The 21204-nt window shown below is 37.6% G+C and carries 21 protein-coding genes and 1 pseudogene; 11 read left to right on the top strand and 11 right to left on the bottom strand.

The window, feature by feature from the left end:
* Window positions 1-13 precede the first annotated feature (13 nt).
* The 3 genes from MHI34_RS08695 (at window position 14) to MHI34_RS08705 (ending at window position 2102) form a co-directional block, all read left to right on the top strand.
* On the top strand, window positions 14-358 hold the full coding sequence (locus MHI34_RS08695; RefSeq protein ID WP_342504341.1) for a hypothetical protein: 345 nt from the start codon (window positions 14-16) through the stop codon (window positions 356-358).
* A 138-nt stretch (window positions 359-496) separates the two neighbouring features.
* Window positions 497-1090 carry an NADPH-dependent FMN reductase gene (locus tag MHI34_RS08700; RefSeq protein WP_036128773.1) on the top strand — a complete coding sequence of 198 codons (594 nt, stop codon included), beginning with the start codon at window positions 497-499 and terminating at the stop codon, window positions 1088-1090.
* 73 nt (window positions 1091-1163) lie between these two features.
* A complete protein-coding gene (locus MHI34_RS08705; RefSeq protein WP_089933692.1) occupies window positions 1164-2102 on the top strand; it encodes a ring-cleaving dioxygenase in 939 nt (312 codons plus the stop codon).
* A gap of 162 nt (window positions 2103-2264) precedes the next feature.
* Here MHI34_RS08705 and MHI34_RS08710 read toward each other — a convergent pair whose 3' ends face one another.
* Window positions 2265-3197, bottom strand: coding sequence for an aldo/keto reductase (locus MHI34_RS08710; protein ID WP_036128769.1), 933 nt, complete (start codon window positions 3195-3197; stop codon window positions 2265-2267).
* A 142-nt stretch (window positions 3198-3339) separates the two neighbouring features.
* Complete coding sequence (locus tag MHI34_RS08715) at window positions 3340-4092, bottom strand: IclR family transcriptional regulator (protein WP_340835406.1); 753 nt, start codon at window positions 4090-4092, stop codon at window positions 3340-3342.
* Between the two features lie 257 nt (window positions 4093-4349).
* Here MHI34_RS08715 and MHI34_RS08720 point away from each other — a divergent pair, with 257 nt between their 5' ends.
* The gene (locus MHI34_RS08720; RefSeq protein ID WP_342504342.1) at window positions 4350-5783 is read left to right on the top strand and encodes an acetylhydrolase; all 1434 of its coding nucleotides are present in this window, start codon (window positions 4350-4352) and stop codon (window positions 5781-5783) included.
* A 38-nt stretch (window positions 5784-5821) separates the two neighbouring features.
* On the opposite strand, the gene MHI34_RS08725 is transcribed toward MHI34_RS08720, so the two are convergent.
* The 4 genes from MHI34_RS08725 to MHI34_RS08740 all read right to left on the bottom strand — a co-directional run bounded on the left by MHI34_RS08725 (window position 5822) and on the right by MHI34_RS08740 (window position 10357).
* Window positions 5822-6784 (bottom strand): MerR family transcriptional regulator, encoded by a 963-nt coding sequence (locus tag MHI34_RS08725; protein WP_271911344.1) that lies wholly within the window; start codon window positions 6782-6784, stop codon window positions 5822-5824.
* 344 nt (window positions 6785-7128) lie between these two features.
* On the bottom strand, window positions 7129-8070 hold the full coding sequence (locus MHI34_RS08730) for an alpha/beta hydrolase (RefSeq protein ID WP_342504343.1): 942 nt from the start codon (window positions 8068-8070) through the stop codon (window positions 7129-7131).
* Window positions 8071-8100: 30 nt separating this feature from the next.
* Window positions 8101-9174: an LLM class flavin-dependent oxidoreductase gene (locus MHI34_RS08735; RefSeq protein ID WP_342504344.1), complete on the bottom strand. Its 1074-nt coding sequence runs from the start codon at window positions 9172-9174 to the stop codon at window positions 8101-8103.
* Window positions 9175-9196: 22 nt separating this feature from the next.
* Entirely contained in the window at window positions 9197-10357 is a 1161-nt protein-coding gene (locus MHI34_RS08740; RefSeq protein ID WP_342504459.1) for an MFS transporter, read from the bottom strand.
* A 295-nt stretch (window positions 10358-10652) separates the two neighbouring features.
* On the opposite strand from MHI34_RS08740, the gene MHI34_RS08745 reads away from it, so the two are divergent.
* Window positions 10653-11234 carry a TetR/AcrR family transcriptional regulator gene (locus tag MHI34_RS08745; protein ID WP_342504345.1) on the top strand — a complete coding sequence of 194 codons (582 nt, stop codon included), beginning with the start codon at window positions 10653-10655 and terminating at the stop codon, window positions 11232-11234.
* 114 nt (window positions 11235-11348) lie between these two features.
* Here the strand turns inward: MHI34_RS08745 and MHI34_RS08750 are convergent.
* Window positions 11349-11736 (bottom strand): annotated as a pseudogene (locus MHI34_RS08750) (RidA family protein).
* Window positions 11737-12178: 442 nt separating this feature from the next.
* Between MHI34_RS08750 and MHI34_RS08755 the strand changes: the two are divergent.
* The 3 genes from MHI34_RS08755 (at window position 12179) to MHI34_RS08765 (ending at window position 13798) form a co-directional block, all read left to right on the top strand.
* Window positions 12179-13222: an AI-2E family transporter gene (locus MHI34_RS08755; RefSeq protein ID WP_058845249.1), complete on the top strand. Its 1044-nt coding sequence runs from the start codon at window positions 12179-12181 to the stop codon at window positions 13220-13222.
* 73 nt (window positions 13223-13295) lie between these two features.
* A complete protein-coding gene (locus tag MHI34_RS08760) occupies window positions 13296-13535 on the top strand; it encodes a GNAT family N-acetyltransferase (RefSeq protein WP_268987996.1) in 240 nt (79 codons plus the stop codon).
* Between the two features lie 92 nt (window positions 13536-13627).
* Window positions 13628-13798 carry a GNAT family protein gene (locus MHI34_RS08765; RefSeq protein ID WP_268987997.1) on the top strand — a complete coding sequence of 57 codons (171 nt, stop codon included), beginning with the start codon at window positions 13628-13630 and terminating at the stop codon, window positions 13796-13798.
* Window positions 13799-13850: 52 nt separating this feature from the next.
* Here the strand turns inward: MHI34_RS08765 and MHI34_RS08770 are convergent, their stop codons facing one another.
* Entirely contained in the window at window positions 13851-15194 is a 1344-nt protein-coding gene (locus tag MHI34_RS08770; RefSeq protein ID WP_058845250.1) for an MATE family efflux transporter, read from the bottom strand.
* On the bottom strand, window positions 15181-15648 hold the full coding sequence (locus MHI34_RS08775; protein WP_036128746.1) for a GNAT family N-acetyltransferase: 468 nt from the start codon (window positions 15646-15648) through the stop codon (window positions 15181-15183). The genes MHI34_RS08770 and MHI34_RS08775 overlap by 14 nt, the downstream gene beginning before the upstream one ends.
* 86 nt (window positions 15649-15734) lie before the next feature.
* Between MHI34_RS08775 and MHI34_RS08780 the strand changes: the two genes are divergently transcribed.
* The 3 genes from MHI34_RS08780 (at window position 15735) to MHI34_RS08790 (ending at window position 19228) form a co-directional block, all read left to right on the top strand.
* Window positions 15735-16565: a MerR family transcriptional regulator gene (locus tag MHI34_RS08780; RefSeq protein WP_036128745.1), complete on the top strand. Its 831-nt coding sequence runs from the start codon at window positions 15735-15737 to the stop codon at window positions 16563-16565.
* Window positions 16566-16749: 184 nt separating this feature from the next.
* Entirely contained in the window at window positions 16750-18051 is a 1302-nt protein-coding gene (locus tag MHI34_RS08785) for an SMI1/KNR4 family protein (protein ID WP_342504346.1), read from the top strand.
* A 1-nt stretch (window position 18052) separates the two neighbouring features.
* Window positions 18053-19228 (top strand): DUF4272 domain-containing protein, encoded by a 1176-nt coding sequence (locus tag MHI34_RS08790; RefSeq protein ID WP_141904199.1) that lies wholly within the window; start codon window positions 18053-18055, stop codon window positions 19226-19228.
* 49 nt (window positions 19229-19277) lie between these two features.
* Here MHI34_RS08790 and MHI34_RS08795 read toward each other — a convergent pair whose 3' ends face one another.
* Both MHI34_RS08795 and MHI34_RS08800 read right to left on the bottom strand, forming a co-directional pair.
* Window positions 19278-20696, bottom strand: a complete 1419-nt coding sequence (locus MHI34_RS08795) for an erythromycin esterase family protein (RefSeq protein ID WP_058845252.1) — start codon at window positions 20694-20696, stop codon at window positions 19278-19280.
* 143 nt (window positions 20697-20839) lie between these two features.
* On the bottom strand, window positions 20840-21193 hold the full coding sequence (locus MHI34_RS08800) for a hypothetical protein (RefSeq protein ID WP_342504347.1): 354 nt from the start codon (window positions 21191-21193) through the stop codon (window positions 20840-20842).
* Between the last annotated feature and the right edge of the window lie 11 nt (window positions 21194-21204).

The following is a 21204-nucleotide window of genomic DNA, read 5'->3' on the forward strand; positions in this document are numbered from 1 at the left end:
GAGGAGTTATAGCATGAAAAAAGACATTTTAAACGCTTTAAGAAAATTATGGTCAAGCCAATCAAGTTCTAAATGGAGCTTGGATAACCTTGCAAAAGGGCAATGTGGCGTTACTTCATTAGTGGTGCAGGATATTCTTGGCGGAGAAATTAGAAAGACATTTCTCAAGGAGGGCTGGCACTTTTATAATGTCATTAATGGCGTAAAAATGGATTTTACGGAGGAGCAATTTTCATACATAATCGACTATCAGGATATTGATTCAAATAGGACAGAGGCTTTACATGATACCAATGATGCGCAATATAGCTATTTAAAATCACAGGTTTATAAGCTTTTAGGGAAGGTAGAGAGTTAGTTTTCTCTGCCTTTTTAAATTTAAAAACAAAGTTGTTGACGTTGATAAAAATATCGTGTTATTATTATCTCGAATTCAAGATAAATAATTTCGAGATAAATGAATTCGAACCTTTAGCTTTCGTCAGGAGGTACAATTATGGGTTTTTTGAATAAATTATTTAGTTCAAAAAAAGAGGAGGAACAAACAATGGCAGAATTAAATATCGGTATTATTATTGGATCGACACGTGAGGGACGTGTAAGCCCTCAAGTAGCACAATGGGTAAAGGAAATTGCAGATCTACGTGGTGACGCAAACTATACAGTGATCGATATTGCTGATTATAAATTGCCATTATTAGGCGAACCAGGGCAAGATGCTTCGGGTGCACAGGCTTGGTCAGAAATTATTGCTAAACAAGATGGATTTGTGTTTATCGTACAAGAATATAATCACTCTATTACAGGGGCCTTAAAAAATGCACTAGACTATTTACGTGTTGAGTGGAATAACAAGGCAGCAGGAATCGTTTCATATGGTTCTGTAGGTGGAGCTCGTGCAGCAGAACATCTACGTGGCATTATGGGAGAGCTATTAATTGCAGATGTACGTGTTCACCCAGCATTATCCTTATTCACAGATTTTGAAAATGGAACAGACTTTAAACCAAAGGAAGTACAATCAGATTCAGTGAACCAAATGTTAGATCAATTAATCCCATGGTCTAAAGCTTTATATACAATTCGCTAAGCTTATCCAGTTTGAGGTAGGACGTAGTTGGGCACAGTAAAGGTGAGAAAAATAGTCGAAAGGGCTTGTTAACATGAAAAAACATACAGCAGGTATTCACCATATCACAGCCATCGTAGGGCATCCACAAGAGAATATTGATTTTTACGCAGGTGTGTTGGGCTTACGTTTAGTGAAGCAAACTGTAAACTTTGATGATCCTGGCACATATCATTTATATTTTGGCGATAAAGGTGGAAAACCAGGCACAATCATTACCTTCTTCCCTTGGGCAGATGCTTATCAAGGACGTATTGGTGATGGCCAAGTTGGCGTTACAACGTATGTTGTACCAGAAGGGGCACTTCCATTTTGGATTAATCGCTTAGCAAAATTCTCGATTCCCTTCCAAAAAGCTGAACGCTTTGGTGAGCAAGTCATTCAATTGGACGACCCACATGGTTTGCATATTGAACTCGTTGCACGTGCGGAAGGCGAGCTCAATGAATGGACATTTGGTGAGGTAACACCCGAGGTTGCTATTAAAGGTTTTGGTGGAGCTACACTATACTCAAGTCATCCTGAAGAAACGGCAAAAGTTTTAACAGAAGTGATGGGCCTTGAACAGGTAGCGACAGAGGGTGACTATACTCGTTATAAATCAAGTGCAGCTATTGGTAATACTGTAGATTTAAAAACAGTAGCAGGTGTACGTGGTCAAATGGGTGTAGGAACGGTTCACCATATTGCGTGGAGAGCTCAAGATAATACGGATCATTTAGAATGGCAAGAGTATGTGATGAACCATGGACAGCATGTAACGGAAGTCAAAGATCGTAATTATTTCAATGCGATTTATTTCCGTGAGCCTGGCGAAATTCTATTTGAAATCGCTACAGATCCTCCTGGATTTGCTCATGACGAAACACCTGAGACAATGGGTAGCCAATTAATGTTGCCACTTCAGTACGAACAGCATCGTGAACAATTAGAAAGAACATTAATCCCGATTAAAGTGCGTAAACTGGATTAAGAAGAGGAGTCGCTTAATTTCCAATAATCCAAGAAAATGACAGGCTGTTAGCAGAATTGCACAGTCAAACTACGCTAAAATTGCGATAGAGCACAAAGCTAAAATATAATAAAAATGAGAAAAGAGCGAATTTGCAAAAATCCTCTCTTTTCTCATTTTTTATTATAAAATTCCTTCTATTTTCATTAAATCTTCATTTGTTAACAGGACATCCGTTGCTTCCACATTGATAGCTACTTGGCTTTTATGCTTTCCTCCTGGGATAACGGCATCAACACCGTCTTGGGCTAACAACCAAGCAAGAGCCAGATTTGGTAATGTTGTTTGTTTTTCTGCTGCTACTTCCTTTAATGCCTCTACTTTAACTAATGTTTGTTCAAACAGTTCACCGTGGAATAAAGGGTTTGAAACTCGCCAGTCCCCTGCGCCTAGTTTAAAATCTTTTGTATACTTGCCACCAAGTAGACCATATGAGAGTGGTCCATAAGGAATAAATGAAATATCATTTTTTATACAGTATGGCAGTAAATCTTGTTCGGCTGAACGGTTTAACATATTATAAGGAGATTGTAAGACTGAAATATCATTATGCATATTTGCTTCGATTAATTGATCTAATGTTACGTTAGAAATTCCTATTGCTCCGATTTTACCTTCTTCTTTTAAGCGCGATAATTCTCCAATCGATTCAACAAGAGGTGTTTCGTTATCAGGGAAGTGCAAATAGTATAGATCTACATAATCCAATTGGAGGCGATTTAAGCTATTTTCAAAAGCTTGTCGTAGATATTTTGGATGATTATCTACTGTTACTGTACCATCTTCAAACCAACGTTTAGCTGCCTTTGTTGCCAAAACGAAATCTTCCCTACGATAGTTTTTCAAAACATCCCCAACGATTTCCTCTGAACGCCCTTTACCATAAATGTCTGCTGTATCAATAAAAGTTATTCCAAGATCTAGGGCTGTTGTCACTAGCTCCTTTCCATCTTGTTCATTTAAGCTTTCAAATAAATTATGACCACCAACAGCATTTGTTCCAAGACCAATTTCTGAAATACGGATATTAGTTTTCTTTAATGTATGGAATTTCATCTTCTTACCTCCTCGTTTTTCTATAACAAGAATAGGATAAAAACCTATTTTTACAAACATCTATACTAATAGTTTCATATATAGAAACAAAAGCATTTTTATTGCAAAGGAGCATAGCTTATTAATCTTCTAAGATACAAAACTATGTTAAAAGATAATCAATTTCCGCTGTTAATTTTTTACTTGCCTCGACTAATTTTTTTACAAAAGAACGAATGGCCGCTTTCTTTATTTGCTCCGTCGAACCGTGTAGGGCAATGGCACCTATTACTTCTTTATTGACATAGATAGGTACTGCAATACAACATTTACCTAGATTGGTTTCTTCATTATCAACAGCGTATCCTTGTGCTTTAATAACCTGTAAGTGAGGAATTAATAAACCATAATCATAGAAGGTTTTTGTTGTAAGTGGATGAAGTCTTATACTATTTAACATGTCATGTTGCGTTTCTGTGGGGAGGTGAGCTAAGACTACTTTTCCAAGTGCACTTGAATGCATGGGTGTTCGAGTATCGATTGCTTGAAAAAAAGGTTGTTCAAATGGCTCCCTGATGACATTTTTTATCACCATTTCACAATCTTCCAAAATACCAATATAAGTAGTTATTTCTTCTTGTCGGGCTAATTGATAGGGTGCTACAAGAGAAGTCCATTCAATATCTTGATGCCAATATAGATGTTCATCTCTAAAAATATGAGGATTTAATTGATAGTATTTATTATATTTATTAACATAATTCATTTTTTCCAAAGTATAAAGCATGCGAAAAACCGATGTCTTATTCAGTGATAACTCTTCCATAATTTCAGTCAATGTAAGAGCATGCTTTTGTCGTAATATATCCAATATCAAAAGGCCCTTTTTTAATGTCGATACTTCATAGGAATCCATTTCTGTCCTCTCCTAACTTCTAAAATAATTTAACCTGTACCTGTGAAATATTCATAGTTCTTTATTGATATTATAAAGACAATTTTTTATAACTGCTCAATTTTTATTTTAATAATATACAACCTTAAATTTGTAAAATGGTGGACAATTATAAAAAATGTCAGTGTTTTTTTGTATTGATTGTTGATTCTCCTCTTACTGGAGGTAATACACTTTGATTTGAATCAGCAAGATCAAAAAACAAGGAGGTTTTTATTATGAGGTCTATTGAATTGTTTTATGTCATCTTTAATATTGTTTTACTAGGTTGGTTAGTTTTTGGTAGAAACAAGTCACAGCGAGGAATACTGATAGCTGGTGGTATGTCTATGCTATTTCTACTTGTCCATGGAATCATTGAAGGGATGCGGTGGCAAATGATACCGACTTATTTGATGACATTATTTTTTCTCGTTGTTGTTGTGATAAGGCACTTTTTTAACCCAAAAGTTCAAAAAGAACAACAATCAAGTATGCGCCGATTACGCGTTGTTCTGAATTCAACATTAGCTGTACTTTATTCTGCCATAGCAGTTAGTCTGCCTATCGTTCTTCCGGTATTTACCTTTGAAAAGCCAGCGGGTCCGTACCAAATTGGAACAGTCACCTACGATTGGGAAGATACTAAGAGGGAAGAGACTCTCACACCAGAGCTTGGCGACAAACGCGAATTAATGGTACAAATCTGGTATCCTGCTGATACGAATGCTAAAGGTAATACGGCTCCTTATATTTCCGATTCTGCTGTTTTTGCAGAGGGGTATAGTAAAATTCTAAATTTACCGAAGTTTTTATTCGCAAATTTTGGTTATGTCAAAACACATGCTATTGAGAACGCTGAGATTTCTAATCAGGAAACAACCTATCCGGTACTCCTTTTCTCTCATGGCTTTAGTGGGCATAAAAATCAGAACACTTTTCAAATTGAGCAATTAGTCAGTCAAGGCTATATCGTGGTAGGTATAGATCACACCTACAGTAGCACGGCCTCAGTTTTTTCTGATGGTCGTATAGCAAATTACGTCCCACAAAAAACGGAATCAATTGCATATTTAGATAAAGCAAATGAAGGTTGGGTTGAAGATGCTAAATTTGTGCTGGATCAAGTAGAGCAGCTGGCCCAAAATGATTCTGAAAACCGTTTTACAGGTCGAATGGATATGGAGAATATAGGTATGTTTGGCCATTCCTTTGGTGGGGCAACGAGCACCCAAATGCTAATGACAGATTCAAGAATAAAAGCAGCTCTTAATATGGACGGCGTTCTATATGGAAAACTCCGAGTTCCTACGGAGGGGCTGAAGAAGCCATTTATGATGATGAGTGCTGATGACTCAATCAGAGAAGCGAAGGAAACGGATAGTGAGGAGTTCATCGAGTTTGTAAACGAAACTTTGCCACGGTATGAGTATGTAACTGTGGGTGGGAACTATTGGATGAAGATTAAAAATATGAAGCATATGGGCTTCTCTGATTTATACCTGTTTTCACCACTTTATGAACGGATGGAAGGGGTCGACATCCAAAAGGCTTATCATCTGATTAACGACTATTCATTGGATTTCTTTAATCATTATTTAAAGCAACAGCCATTTAAACTATTAGAGCAAAATATTGGGGATTATCCAGAATTTACGTTACAGAAAGGTTGACAGCTAAGGTGAATAGTTGAGGGTGTTTAGCCCCTCAATTATTCGCCTTCTGAATTTTCCATATGTTCAAGTCGCCATTCTATTCCTTGAAATAGTAATTGATTAGCTTTTGAGAGTTGGTAGTATTGTGGACTTAGAATGGCACATAATATTTCGCATCGTTCGAGTCGTTTGGTTTTGGTTCTTTGAATATATTTTACAAAGTAATGGAAGTAATCTTCTTTATTGTCCAAATGCTCTGAGTTCGCATACAGCCTAGCAGTATCATCGACAATGGCCTGTACAACCGGACTGCTGGCAGGCGATTTTTGTTTCAACGCCTTATTCAATCGATCATGGATGTTTTCGAGCTTTCTGACCAGTGTTGTAGCATTGTATTTTGGCTGATGAACAATATTCATGTACAGAAATTCAGTATTTTTCAGGTCTTTTATAAACTGCGGATCATTTATGAGCTCCTGCAACTCATGCCAAGCAGCGGTTTGTTTGGCGGAGCCTTTCACCTGATTAATAATGTATTTGTCGAAATAATAAAAAAACGAATCTTTCCACTCTTTTGGAATGCCATTTAAGAATTGTATTTCTTGCACTTTTTTATCGATAAATTGTTTTTTATTTTCAGCTTTAATTGTTCGTGCATTCACTAAATCATGAATACACTGCAATGAATCCCCATTATGTTCCTTTGCTTGACGCAAAATTGATATCATATCCATAAGCGTATTAACCTGTGTTTCCATCGATTCAATCTGCCAATCAAGTATTCTAGTGACTGATAGCTCCTCAGATATCATTTTGCTTATATCATCAATTCCAAAATCCAAATAACGTAGGTTTGTAATCATTTCAAGACGCCATATATCTTTCACTGTGTATAATCGATGTCCACCATCAGTATAACTTGTAGGTTTTAGCAACCCAATTTCATCATAGTAACGAACTGTTTTTATAGTAGAACCTATTATTTTAGCTGTTTCACCTATAGTATATTTTTCTTCCAAATGATTACACCTCCTGATTGGATCACTTTATAGTAATTTTAACATCATAGTTCATTTGATGATAAAAAAAGTCATTATTTTATTTTACGATAAACTTGCCATAAATTGAGGAATTGGACTTGCATAGCTGTGAAGTTTTTATCAACAAGGTCATCATAACTAAATTGTTATAATTATAAAATGCGAAAATATCGTCAAAGCATTTTCGCATTTTAAATTTTCATATTCAAACATTCCAAGAGCAGCAACTTTCATTTAGAAAATTATGCTCCTGCCAATTATGATTGCAACTGAACTACTTAACGACTATGATAAGGGCTATTTCACATTTTCAGTAAGGTAGACTAAGGGTGAAGAGCGCGAGCCATTGCATCTAAATAGTTCTGACTTGCACGCTGACTTACCTCGGCTTCAGGTACAAAGACTTCAAAGCAATGAAAGCTACCAGGGTAGAGATTCATTTCAACATCTACTCCTGCTTGGGCAAGACGTGTTACATAATCAAAGGTTTCATCTCGAAATAAATCAAGTTGACCTATACATGTATAGGTTGGTGGTAATCCTGCTAAATTATCTGCTCTTGAAGGAACCGCATACGGAGAAAGTTCGTTGGTGTCCTTTTCTTCTCCTAAGTACATACGCCAAGCGGTCAAATTATTTAATCTACTCCATGTTGCTTGAGCATCGGTAATCTCATAGCTAGATGGTGTTTCATTTCGGTTATCAAGCATTGGATATAATGGCATTTGGAATATAATTGAGGGCCCTCCCTTATCGCGAGCCATTAATGCTAGAGCTGCTGTTAGCCCTCCGCCACCACTTGCACCAGCAATTGCCACTCGTTTAACATCAATGCCGAGTGATGGAGCCTCAGCTGTCATCCATACTAACCCTGCATAACAATCTTCAATCGCGGCTGGATAAGGATGCTCAGGAGCAAGTCGATAATCAACAGAAACGACAACGCAGTTAGCGGTCTGAACAAAACGTTCACATAGAAGATCATCCATATCGGGGTGTCCCATAACGAAACCACCACCATGAATCCAAAGCATAGCTGGAAGTTTATCACGGTTTCGTTCAATTGGTTCATAAATTTTAACTAGCATTTCACCTCCATCTCCTCTAGGAATCATGCAATTCGTCGTGTGCACAAGTTTTGACTTTTCTAATGGTGGCTGGACTAAGAGGCTGCGACTCCACGCTAAATCTTCCTGCAGACGAAAGCCCGGAAACTGTGAGTAAGCCTGTCTTAATTCTGGTAGTACACGATTATTAATCGTCATATAAATTCCCCTTTAAAATATAATGAAATCCTAAAGAAATGGATGTCCTTCTAGTACCATTTCCGCCTCCCATTTAGCAACTTCCTCACGCACACGGGGTGCCACTTCTGTTCCAAGAAGTTCTATCGCTTGCATGACTTGATCATGTGGCATTGTACTTAAAGGTACGTATAGCATAAACCGTGTGATCCCTACATGTTTACGAAGATGAATGATTTTATCTGCAACTGTCTTTGGATCACCTACATATAATGCCCCTTCAAAACTACGTGCAGCATCATAGCTAGAACGATCATAATACGACCAACCCCGTTCTTTGCCCAGTTTATTCATGCCCGCCTGTGTAGATGGGAAAAATGTATCTGCTGCCCACTCGTTATTCGGGCCAACGAAACCTATCGAATGGGAGCCTACCCGAAGCTTAGATAAATCATGACCTGCATGAGCAGCAGCTTTTTTATAAAGTTGTACGATTGGAGCAAACTGCATAGGACTGCCACCAATGATTGCTAGCATAAGGGGTAATCCTAAAATTCCTGCCCGAATGGCTGATTGTTGATTTCCTCCACTACCAACCCAAATGGGTAAAGACTTTTGAACAGGTCTTGGATACACACCTAAATTATTGATCGCTGGTCGATGCTTCCCTTCCCATCCTACTTTTTCTGACTCGCGAATTTTGAGTAATAAGTCCAAATGTTCTTCAAACAGCTCATCATAATCATTTAAATTGTAGCCAAATAGGGGGAAAGATTCGATAAAGGATCCACGGCCAGCCATAATCTCCGCACGCCCATTTGATAGTCCGTCTAAAGTAGAAAAATCCTGAAAGACACGTACGGGATCGGCAGAAGAAAGAACTGTCACGGCACTTGTTAATCGAATTTTTTTCGTTTGTGGAGCGGCAGCTGATAACACCATTGCTGGGGAGGAAGCAGCATAATCTTCTCGATGGTGCTCGCCAACGCCAAACACATCCAATCCTACTTGATCTGCAAGAATGATTTCCTCCACTACTTCACGTAAACGCTGTGCATGACTAATTACCTCGCCACTATGAACATCTGGTTTTGTTTCTACGAAAGAAGTAATTCCTATTTCCATTTGTTATCTCTCCTAAGTTAAATCAATATTTTGTGAATCGTCTAGTCATTACCCAAAAAATAAGGGCAATTGTACTGATAGAAGCTCCAAGTAAGCAAACCCCTTCCCAGCCAAAGTGTGCATATGTCTGTGTAGAAGCGATTGAACCGCCAGCGCTGCCGATGGAGTAGAACACCATGTAACCAGCGGTAAGTCGACTTCGCGCTTCTGCACGCAATGGAAGAATCATCGTCTGATTAGTGACATGAATTGCCTGTACGGCCAAATCCAGCAAGATAATACCAACAACTAATGCAAATAACGACTTTTCTAGATAATTTATAAACAACCATGAAATGAGTAGTAGCACTAAAGCAATCCCTGTTGTTTTTTGTCCATAACCCCGGTCAGCAAATTTCCCTGCCTGTGCGGCAGCTAATGCACCAGCCACTCCAATAAGACCAAAAGCACCAATGACACTGTGTGACAGTGTTAACGGTGGGGCACTAAGTGGCAGAACAAGTGGCGTCCATAAAATACTGAAATCAGCAAAAATTAGCATGGCTAAAACCGAGCGGATACGTAAAGTTCTTTCTTGAATGAACAACATAAATACGGATTTAATTAGCTGAAAGTAGGATAGGGCTTTTACTTCACGCTCCACTTTAGGTAACACTTTTAGAAATATGCAGACCATTAAAAACATAAGAGTGGCAGAGACTAGATAAACGGACCGCCAGCCAGCAAGATCAGTTAAGAGACCAGCGAAGGTCCGAGCGAGCAGTATGCCAATGACGATTCCGCTCGTGACAATACCAACAACACGACCTCGTTCTGTAGGGGAAGCCATAGTAGCCGCAAATGCCACAAGTGTCTGCGTCACAACTGCAAGTAGACCTACCAAAGCCAGACCTGTGAAAAGTACTGCGCTATAGGAGGCAGTGCCTACTATAACCAAAGCCGTTATGGACAGTAGCATCTGTCCAATAATCAATCGGCGCTGATTGAGTAAATCCCCTAGAGGCACTAAGAGTAATAAACCTAAGCCATAAAAGATTTGCGTGATGGTAATAACAACACCAATAATCGAGTGATCAATAGTAAACTCATTTGACAATTGATCGAGCAGCGGCTGTGCAAAATAAATATTGGCTACAGACATTCCACAGGCTGTTGCGAATAATAATGTTATAGCTCGAGACATGGAAGACTGTTGATTTATAGTAGGCGCATCGTTTTCTCGCTTCAGATCATTGTCCACACGATATCCTCCATTCATAATTGAATTGTCATTATAACTTACCGTTCGGTATGAAATAATTATTGGTAAATATATCTTAGTTTTATTTGCTGTGTCAATGTATTTTTTGAATTTATTTTTATAAATAAAACGGAAATTGACAATATAAAGAGCAGGTTATACAATTATTACATACTGTTTGGTATTTAAATTGTAGTGACCAGCTTATTAATCCTTACATAAAGGAGGTGGGTTTTTTATGGCAAGAACCCGTGAATTTGATGAAGAAAAAGTATTAGAGGCTGCCATGCAGTTATTTTGGGAGAAGGGATATGAAGCTACTTCTTTAAGTGATCTCACTGCTAGAATGGGCATTCAACGTCCTAGTATTTATTCAACCTTTGGTGACAAAAAAGAGCTTTTCGAAGCAGCTCTTCGAAGATATACGACATCTCGTGCAGCTGATATACGAGCAAGACTCCAAAGCCATACGTCTGTAAAGCAGGCATTTGCTACTTTTTTTGAAGAAGTGATTGCAGCTGAATATACGAAAGATCTTAGTAACGGCTGTTTTTGTATCAATACAATGGTTGAATTAGCTCCTCATGACGAGAGATTTGAAATTTTAACGAGAGAGCATCAACTTTATTTAGCTGTTATTTTTCAGGAGACGATTGAGCGAGGAATCCAAACAGGCGAGTTAGATGCTGACACGGATGCGAAATCTTTAGCACAAGCACTACTTGTGGCACTAATCGGATTAACGGTCATGCTGAAATCACAGCCGCAACAAGCCTTTGTTGATAATGCAATTGCAACAACGCTCACATTACTTAAATAATACTTTACTATCTATGTAAAAGTAGATGAAACTGTACCCCTTTAGAAGGGTTAAAGGGGTACTAGAAAAATACATAATTACAGCACATCTTGATTATATATAACATAGTATGATTTATAATTTCTTACAAGCCCATGCGTCTATCTCAACCTTTAAGGCAGGAGTAGCGAGTGCAACTACATATATCAATGTTGTGCATGGAAGATGTCCCCCAAAAAAGTTATTGATGATTTGCTGTCGTTGACTTGCATCCATTTCTCCTACCAAATAGAAAATGATCTTCGTCAGATCTTGAACCTCCATATTGGCGCTTTCTAAATTTTTTTTATATTTTCTAGTGCTACATTCAATTGTACTGCTGCATCTTCAGGGATAGTCCATCTGCCATCATACCGATTTGACCTGATAGGGTTAACCACCTATGGGGGCCAGTGACTTCAATTTGATGTACATAAGGAGCAACAGGTGGGTGAATGTTCTCAGGATTCCTCGCAATTTTCATAGAATCAGTCCTTGTCTATTTTTAATTTGTTTCTGTAATCAAAATAGCATAATGTACCATCTGATAAAAGTTCTATGCAAATACCATTATAAAAGAACTTTCAAATTGGATATGCTGGTTTTATAGGGTTATAATAGATTCATAGAATTTAGGCTTATACGCTGATAAAGCTTTCAAAAAGGATAAAAGTATTGATTTTTTAATTTGACAAGACATACAATTCACTTCACCCACGCCTAAGGTTTTATACAGACACTTCTAAAGAAACATGAATTTCGTCTTATTTTGAAGGTAGATGGCTATACTCATTAAATGAGAGGGAAATTTTTACATAAGAATGATGCGTATTGTTGTAAATCAATTTTATACTGCTTATGTTTAGTTGATAGTGTAGCCCTAGGTAGCAGAGGCAGCGAGGCCGTTTTGTAGAAGGAGTGAATAAATGAGTAATTTCTTTCGGAGTAATGGATTTAAACGTATTATTCTTCTAGTTGGGATTGCAGTTGCATTGTATTTAATGCGTAGTATGATCAACTTAATTTTGCTGACGTTTATTATTACCTATTTGATGAATCAGCTTACTACGAAGACAACGAAAAGCATAAGAAAATATACACCGATGAATGAAAAGGCTGTTACAGTAACATTGTACCTTTTACTTGTCGCAGGTATTGTTGCGGTAATTTACAAGTATTTGCCGATTGTAACCCAGCAAATTACCCAGCTTTTCGATCTTATTGCCAGCTTTAATCTCGATCCAGATGACAATGAGATTGCCAGATATTTAGCGCCAACTTTTGAGAAAATCGAACTTGGAAAATATTTAGAGCAGGGTGTGGATTTAACTCTTAAAAATATTACGAATATTGGTAAAATCATTATGCAAATTCTGATTTCTCTAATATTGAGCTTGTTCATCTTGTTGGAAAAGAAACGCATTATTGAGTTTACAGCCAAGTTTAAGGATAGTAAAGTTGGACCACTTTATGATGAACTTCATTATTTTTCAAGAATTTTCATCCGCTCATTTGGTAAAGTAATTGAGGCTCAATTTATTATTGCTGCTGTCAACTGTGTGTTATCAGTGATTGCCCTTTCTATAATGGGCTTTCCACATCTGATTGCTCTTGGGATTATGCTCTTTATTTTAGGTTTAGTGCCAGTCGCAGGAGTTATTATTTCACTAATTCCACTAAGTATTATCGCATATAGTATCGGTGGCTTAATGTACATTGTCTATATTTTAGTCATTGTCATGGTATTACATGCCATTGAAGCTTATTTCTTAAATCCAAAGCTGATGTCCGCAAAGACAGATTTACCGATTTTCTATACGTTTATGGTCATCCTCTTCTCAGAGCATTTCCTTGGTGTATGGGGATTAATCATTGGTATTCCGCTGTTTATGTTCCTGCTCGATATTCTAGGTGTAACCTCCTCGGAAGAGCCTGTAAAGAAATCAGTACCAATACCCAATGAAAAGTAAATGGAATAGTTTTGACAAAGGAATCATCTACGTACAAGATGGTTCCTTATTTCATGTGAAAGAGGAGTCTATCATGATAAAAGGTCAAAGAGTCTATTTAAGAGCCATTCGTGAGGATGATATCGATCGTATTGCAAGGTGCTTTCAAAATGAAGAAATCATGTATATGACAGGAACGCGTAACATATTTACAAAAGAACACATTAAAGAGGCGATTCAACGTTTTAAAGAAGATGCCTCGCGCTATGATTTTGCTATTTGTTCAATTGACAACGATCAAGTAATTGGCGATTATCGAGATCGACTTAACTAATAAAAAAGCAATGTTTCGTATAGCCTTACATTGTATCGAGAAGTGCGGTAGAGGGATATGGCTCTGAAGCCGTACAACTTGCTCAAAAATTTATATTTGAGGAGCTAAACCTGAACCGCTTAGAATTACAGGTGTATTTCCATAATAGTAGAGCCATTAAATCCTATGAGAAGGTCGGTTTCAAATACAGAAGTTATTTTAAGACAGGCTTTGTTTATGAACAATGCATTTTCGGATGGGATTATTATGAGTATGTTGCGTGATGAATATTTGAATAAAAAGTAAGAAAGGGGCCATGATGAGGCCCCTTTCTATTTAAGCATTTTTTAGAGAGGAAATGGTTCTTGGATTTTTTTTAATATACAAGTAAATGAGCAATGCTGTAATGCCCTCTGCTACCGGGAAGGTCCACCAAATGGCCTGAGAGCCAAGTAGTTTGGGTAGTACGATGAGGGTAGGGATAAATAAAATAATACTGCGTAGTAACATAATGGTTGTGGCAATACGAATTTTTTCAATGGATTGAAAAAATTCTGCGAACACCATATTGATTCCTAAAAATACATAGCCAATGGCAAAGTGAACAAAGCCCTGTGCTGCCAAACTACGAATTTCAAAGGAGCTATCTCCAAATAATGCCATTAATTGAGAAGGGAAAAGCATTGCGATAAGTGCCGTCGTTAACCCTAAAATAAATGCAGTAGCTAGCCCTATTTTTAATAATGCTGTTAATCGTTCTAGTAATCTCGCCCCATGGTGATAGCTCACTAATGGTTGTAGTGCCATACCGATGCCAAGGAAAATCGTTAACAATACAGTATGGATATAGTTGACCATTGCATAGGCTGTTACGCCATTTGCCCCTAAGTAGTGCAAGAAGGTAACATTATACAAAATAACGATAACTGCTACGGAAGCTTCAACGATAAAGCTAGGTAGTCCAATAGCAAATATTTTTCTGAGATCTGATAGATTAAAAAATGAAGAGACAAACTTTAACTCAGATTGTGGACGGAAAAAATGAAGACAAAGTACAGACGTACCTATAATAGTGGCGATTGCTGTTGCTAAGGCACAGCCAGTCACACCATAATCTAGTACGAAGATAAAGATATAATTTAAGAGTATATTCAATACTGATGTTGTAATTAAGCCCAGCATAGCAAGCTTTGGGTTACCATCATTTCGAATAAAAATACTTAGTAGATTTTCTAGTGTGTAAAACACGCCAAACAGTAAAATAACATGTAGGTATTCCTGTACATAGGGATACGTATCATCGCTTGCCCCAAATATATAAGAAATATCTTTTAAATTGAATGCAAGGAATCCGATAATCGTTAGCACGACTAGTAACATCATTATAAATGCTAATGTAAAGAGCTGATGGGCTCGTTGCCTATTGCCCTCCCCAAGAGAAATTGAGAAAAGCGTAGCTCCTCCCATACCAATCCATAGAGAAATAGAAAGCAAAATAGAGAAAATGGGAACGGCTATATTAACCCCAGCTAACGCTGTAGGACCCACGCCATGACTAACGAAAATACCATCTACCAAAATATTGACGGACATCAAAAGCATACCGATCATTGCGGGGAATAAGTATGAAAGAAATAATGGTTTCAGTGGTCTTGTTTCAATAGGATTAATGGTTGTCATGTCCATGCACCTCCAACACCATTACTTTTTCCCCTTTGTCATCTAGTTCACCATTAAATATAAAACCAAATCGTTTATACAGCTGAATAGCTACTGCGTTATTGTCATAAACACTTAAATATATTTGTGAACAGTTGAACTTTACTGTTAAATAATGAATAAGTTGCTGTAAAAAATGTTTACCTAAACCTTGCCCTTGGTATTGTTCATCAATTAGATAGCGATCGAGCCAAACGCGTTGACTGTAATCTTCATGAGGGAATAATCCATACATAGCGAAGCCTATAACGGTGTTATCTTTATACAGACCTAAAGGAGTAAAGCGTCGATCCATTTCTGCCTCTGTTAAGCATTGGTCTGTCGTTTCAATAAAATGTTGCTGATTGTCTGCGATGCGTAAAGCTAAAATTTCTTTCTTGTTGAAAGCTGTAATGTCACGAATCTCCGTGAACATAATGTCAAAACCTTTCTATTTTTATTGTGAATAGGTACAATTTAAAGTATATAGTTACTATATAGTCAAGGGAGGAAGCTCAAAAAATGCTTAATAAAAATGTAAAATATTTTACAACTGGGGAATTTGCTAAAATTTGTAAGGTTAATAAGCAAACACTCATTTATTACGATCAAATTGGATTATTATCTCCCATCATGAAGGATAGTAAAGATTATCGGTATTATTCACTTGCTCAATATGATTTTTTTAGTGTTATTGAGTTATTAAAAGCAGTTGGAATGTCCTTGAAGGATATTCAGCAGTATATGGCAGAGAAATCACCAGAGAATTTTTTAGAATTGATGCATCAACAAAAAGAAATTGTTGCGAAGAAACGTCGAGAGCTCGAAATGATTGAAAATATTATTGATGTCAAAATCAAAACGACTGAGGAAGCTCTACATCTACATTTTGATGACATCACGATTGAGTACTTTCCTGAAGATACATTATACCTAAGTAAAAATATCGAAGATTCTACTGAAGAGCAGTTTGTGAAGGCTGTATCGGATTTTATCGAGGAATTAGATCGCTCTCAATTAGATACAGGTTATCCAATCGGAGGGATTACGAGGAGAGAACAAGTATTAGCTGGCAATTACGATAATTACAGCTATTTATATATTGAGCAGCCTAATCCAAGAGAAGGTCATCCTTACTTTAAAGCAATAGAGGGGGAATTCGTTATTGGTTATCATGTTGGGCCCTCTGCGAAGCTTGGAGAGACCTATACACGTTTATTTAATGTCATGCATGAAAAAGGCTATGAGCTTGGTCAATACGTTTATGAGGAATACGTTTATGATGCTGTTATAAAAAATCGAGAAGAAGAGTATGTGACAAAAATTATGATGGAAGTAAAGAAAGTCAAATAATTCACTGTTACTTACTAAAAAAGACCGTATAGAGTTAAGTAATTTAGCATATTTGAAGGCTTATATATCAGTAAAATAATAGCATTTTTTATTGCGTTGGAAATGAACCTAATCAGTAGATGATTTTCTGACGATAAAAATAAGACGAAAGAAATCATTTTAGCCTATGTGGAGGTGAGCTGCAATGTGGATTGAGCGTTGGCAACATTTAATAAAGCGATTGAAGTGGCAAGGAGCTTATGTACATCCGATTGAAATACGAGCAGTCGCTACTGAACATGATTTACAGCAGGTAGAGGCACGACTTGGCGTACAAATCCCTAATGAGTTCCGTCATCTCTTACTAAATTGCTCGCAGCAAGTAACTATTTATTGGTCTCTCCCTGACGAAGCTATCTTGCCTACAGAATTGCTGGATACGCCTTCTGGAGATTTTGGCTGGAGCTTAAATGATTTGGATTTCCCCTATTTTGGAGGGGATGATGAATTGCATGAACAGCAATACTTACAATTTTTTACGGCAGGTAACGGAGATGCCCTTCTCCTCAAACTTGAGGACGAATCGATTTGGTATTGGAGTCATGAAGAAGATGAATTTAATTTGCTTGCCTTAAGCTTTCCTGCGTATGTCGACATTGCGACCACGCTAGGCTGTATTGGTGTAGACTGTGGACAGCATCAACAATTTTGTAGTGGGGAGGGATTGGATGTTAATCTGACTAGGTCACAAATATGGTTAACGTGGCTGGAACAATATTTAAGCTCTAATTTACAGCAGGCTAAATCAAGCTTAGAATCTTTACTTCATTATGTTTCCATGCATGGCGTAAGAGAAACAAGCATTCAAGAGGCTTTTTGGCAATTTGATAAGGTAAGGATATATGAGGCACTTCAACAAAGAGTTGAACAAGCACAGACTTCAGCACAACAAAAAGCTTGGGGTGAAGTTCTAGTAACGGTGTGTGCTGACGAGGCTGAAAGATGGGTAAAGGAACTTTGGCAAGGGAATGCTGAACTTCCAGCCTGGCTACGTGATTATTTAACGGCGCATTGTTTACCAGTAGACGAAGGGCTGGCTCTTATCCTACAGGATATTGAAAAAGATAACATGGATGCCTATACGGCATTACATCGATTACGCCATTTCCAGCACCCAAACATTATTACATGGATGAAGCCCTATGTTGCATTTCCGATCGATGGCTGGGACTCGCTTTTAGCAGTATCACAGCCAAGTGCAGGGACACTATTTGAGTGGTTAGATGGTAGTGAAGTAGAGAGACTGACAGCTATCCGAGCTGTTTGCTATATGATGCAGCAGGGAATCACACCAACAACAATGATAAATGAGGAAGAATGGCGCTCTTTGCTGGCTTATTGGATGGAACATGAGGTATTACGAAAAAATAAACAATTATTTAGCCAAGTACTGAATGGTTTGGAAAATTGGATACTGAAATGCTATATGTTACAAAGGAGAGAGTAGTTTGAATCATTTTACGATATTTGCTTCCAAAAATGATCTAGATGATATGCATGCTAAAATAGCCGACGTATTTGCCAAAGGCTTTGCTATTGAAAAACAAGATAGCGGATATTTATTGAAATCTAAAGGGCTTTTTAAAAAATGTAGATGCTCGATGAACATTTTAACTGAAGATATGAACCCTGATTATTTTGCAAAAAATATCCCTGGGATGATGGGCTATTACGATACTATTCCCTTTAAAGATGAACAGCTAAAAGAACGAGTAATGATTCAAATAGCTGTGCTTAATACAGTCATTGCAATCGAGATGGATAGGGCTATGACAGACGAGCATATGCAGCTATTTACAAGACTACTAACAAGGATAGGCGGTATTGGTTTTCTACCAGACGGTACTTTGCTGGATCAAAACGGTAGCGTGATTGTTTATCCTAACGGGGAATCGGGTCCATCTGACTTTAGACCCCATGCTTGTACAAGAAAAATAAATACGCATGAGGTAGCATCAGCACAGGGAGAAGTGCGAAAAAATAAAACGATCGCTTTTTTAACAGAACGAGAGATTCCTTACGCTGCTTCTCTTCCTCAGCTATCACCATTAGAAAATCTCCACTTTAAAAGTCAAGAGGATATCGCAAGAAGAGCAGTTGCCCTATTGATTGTTATTCAATTCGCCTGTGACGTAGCACAAAATGGCGATATTGAAGGGTCTAGGGAATTCTTTACCGATATGCTACATAAATATAAAGTACAACCATTCTTAACGGAGCAAGAAAGGCTCTTTCTGGGGGCGCAGCATCCTAGTACGCAAGAGGCTGTCAATATTTCATGGCAATATGAAGCCTATTGGACACTCATTTGGGCATTAGGTATGGTGGAAGAGTTAGATTTTCCGGAAGATGTTTGTGATTGTGAATATGCGATTCAAGCTGTTTCAAGCTGCGAAACGTTTGAACAGTTTTACCAACAAACAATTATGCGCAGTAAGGAAGAAATTTTAGACGAGGCTGATAAAATTTATAGATTGCATTGGGCTTGTGTAGATAGTCGAATTAATGGACAGACAGCTCCTTTAGCGTTAAATGAAAGTGTTGTGATGGAAAGGCGTAGAGGCTTATTTTGGATGATTGGGTATCAAGACGAGGAATGGGATACGATATCCATGGATACATAAAGTAATCGCAAACTAGGGAATCTAGTTTGCGATTATTTTATAAGAGAGGTTATTTTACATAATGCGGTTTACTTACTTTATCGATCAAGAGAATACCATCGTATTGATCGCGTGGAACAAAGCTTTCCTGCATAACGCCCCAGCTATAGCCTATGCGAGGCTCAAACATCCATGAGTTGCCTCGCTCATTTTGACGATTGCGCATATCGATGAATGTATATGGTTTATTTTTTGTAGACAGAATATCCTCAATAGATCCCTTGATAGGTGGTAATACAGCCATCGGTTCACCCATATTATTTGCTGTCTCGCCACTCCCCATGTATAGGCCTAGTACATAGCTATATTTCTTGTAGATGTCTGGTAAACGTTCGCCCATTAATTTGACTGGATAAGGGGAACCCATTACATCCGATTGTGCTTTACGAATATGGTCATTATGTGCCCACACGATAAACTTTTCTGTTGGATAAACCTTTTCAGCTAACCAAAGTAAGTTTTCACCCATTGCCTGATCTCGCCATTCCATTGTTTGTAAAAATGACTCTATATTATTTTGTTCAAGGTCAATATTGGCCTGAATAGTTAGTTCAACATATTCATTTGCTAAACGAATACGATCTGCTAAAGTACGCTCCATCAGTTTTACAATGTGGGGTTCATTTGGATATGCTGCTTGCAACTCTTTTTCTTTTAACTGTACTTGTGCCTTTACTTGTTTATACACATTGATAATTGTTGCCTTTTCTTTTTGATAGCCCTTTAAATCTTTTCCTGAGCTCCATTCAGCGAGTTGTTTCTCTGCTTCACTGAATTGTTGAGCTAATTGAGGATTGTGCAGCCAATCTCCATTCGTGAATGCCCCTTGTTGTTGAATATCAAAGCCCGTGAGAACAAGGGGTTGCTTTGTTGTATAAGTTGTTTTGGCGTATTCAAACAGAGGAAGGGTTTCTTTTGTCCACCATACACCGAAAATACCATCCTTCATTGTTTGTAGAGCCGCTTGTTTGTCAATTTTTCCTTGGGCGTTCATCACATTTCCCATGCCACTTTCAAAAGCGAGAACATTATAGCCCATTTCTTGATGTAAAAATTGTATTAAACGTGTTTTAGCTAGATTAAATTGTGCAACACCATGAGAGCTCTCTCCTAAAAAGACAATGCGCTTATCATGTAATAATGGCTTTAGCATCTCTAAATCCTCAAATTCACTAGATGGAATTTTTTGTCCATTAAATGTTTCAGGTTGAATGGAGGACAGGCTATAGGCATGATCGTTTACCCATTTTTTCCAATCTAATAACGTTTCATTAGAAGACCTAACCTGTTTGACTGTTGAATTAAGTTCAATATTGAGCTGTTCTTCATTTGCAGTGACAGCCGCAGAGACACTAGTTACTCCGTTTAGTGCCATTAAACTTGTCAGTGCAATACTTAATAAAACCTTACGTTTCCTATCTTTTTTCATTAATAATCAGCCCTTCTTCTTATATTGATACTTATTATAAGGAGCGAAGTTTAAAGCTTAGGAAGAGTTTGTTTAAATTTTGTTTAAATTTGCCTATATTGGCAAAAAAACATCCCCATTTGTAAAGTGGAGATGTTTTATCATTATTTATAGTGATAGGTGCTTGCTCTAACATGGTTACGTTGAATTTGATTGAACCATGCACGATCCTTTTCTTCTTGCTTTAATGTACCAGCAATGGAGGAGGAGCAGCTCACACAAATTTTAGCTTGTGTAATTTGTCCACATCGTTCACAAGGTGCTCCTAAATTAGGGAAAATGGACTTTTTTAACTTTCCTGCTTTTACCCATTTGTAAAGGAGTTCAGGTGACACTCCTGTTAAAGTGACTATCTCATCGTTTGTTAAGTAGCGATTATTTTTTCTTAATAAAAAATGATGTAACTCTGAAAATATATCCTCTTCTCTCACATCAATTCTTTTATGGAATAGCAACATAACTAGTCCTC

Origin of the sequence: Lysinibacillus sp. FSL L8-0126, assembly GCF_038630385.1 — a bacterium.
Classification (GTDB): Bacteria; Bacillota; Bacilli; order Bacillales_A; family Planococcaceae; genus Lysinibacillus; species Lysinibacillus fusiformis_D.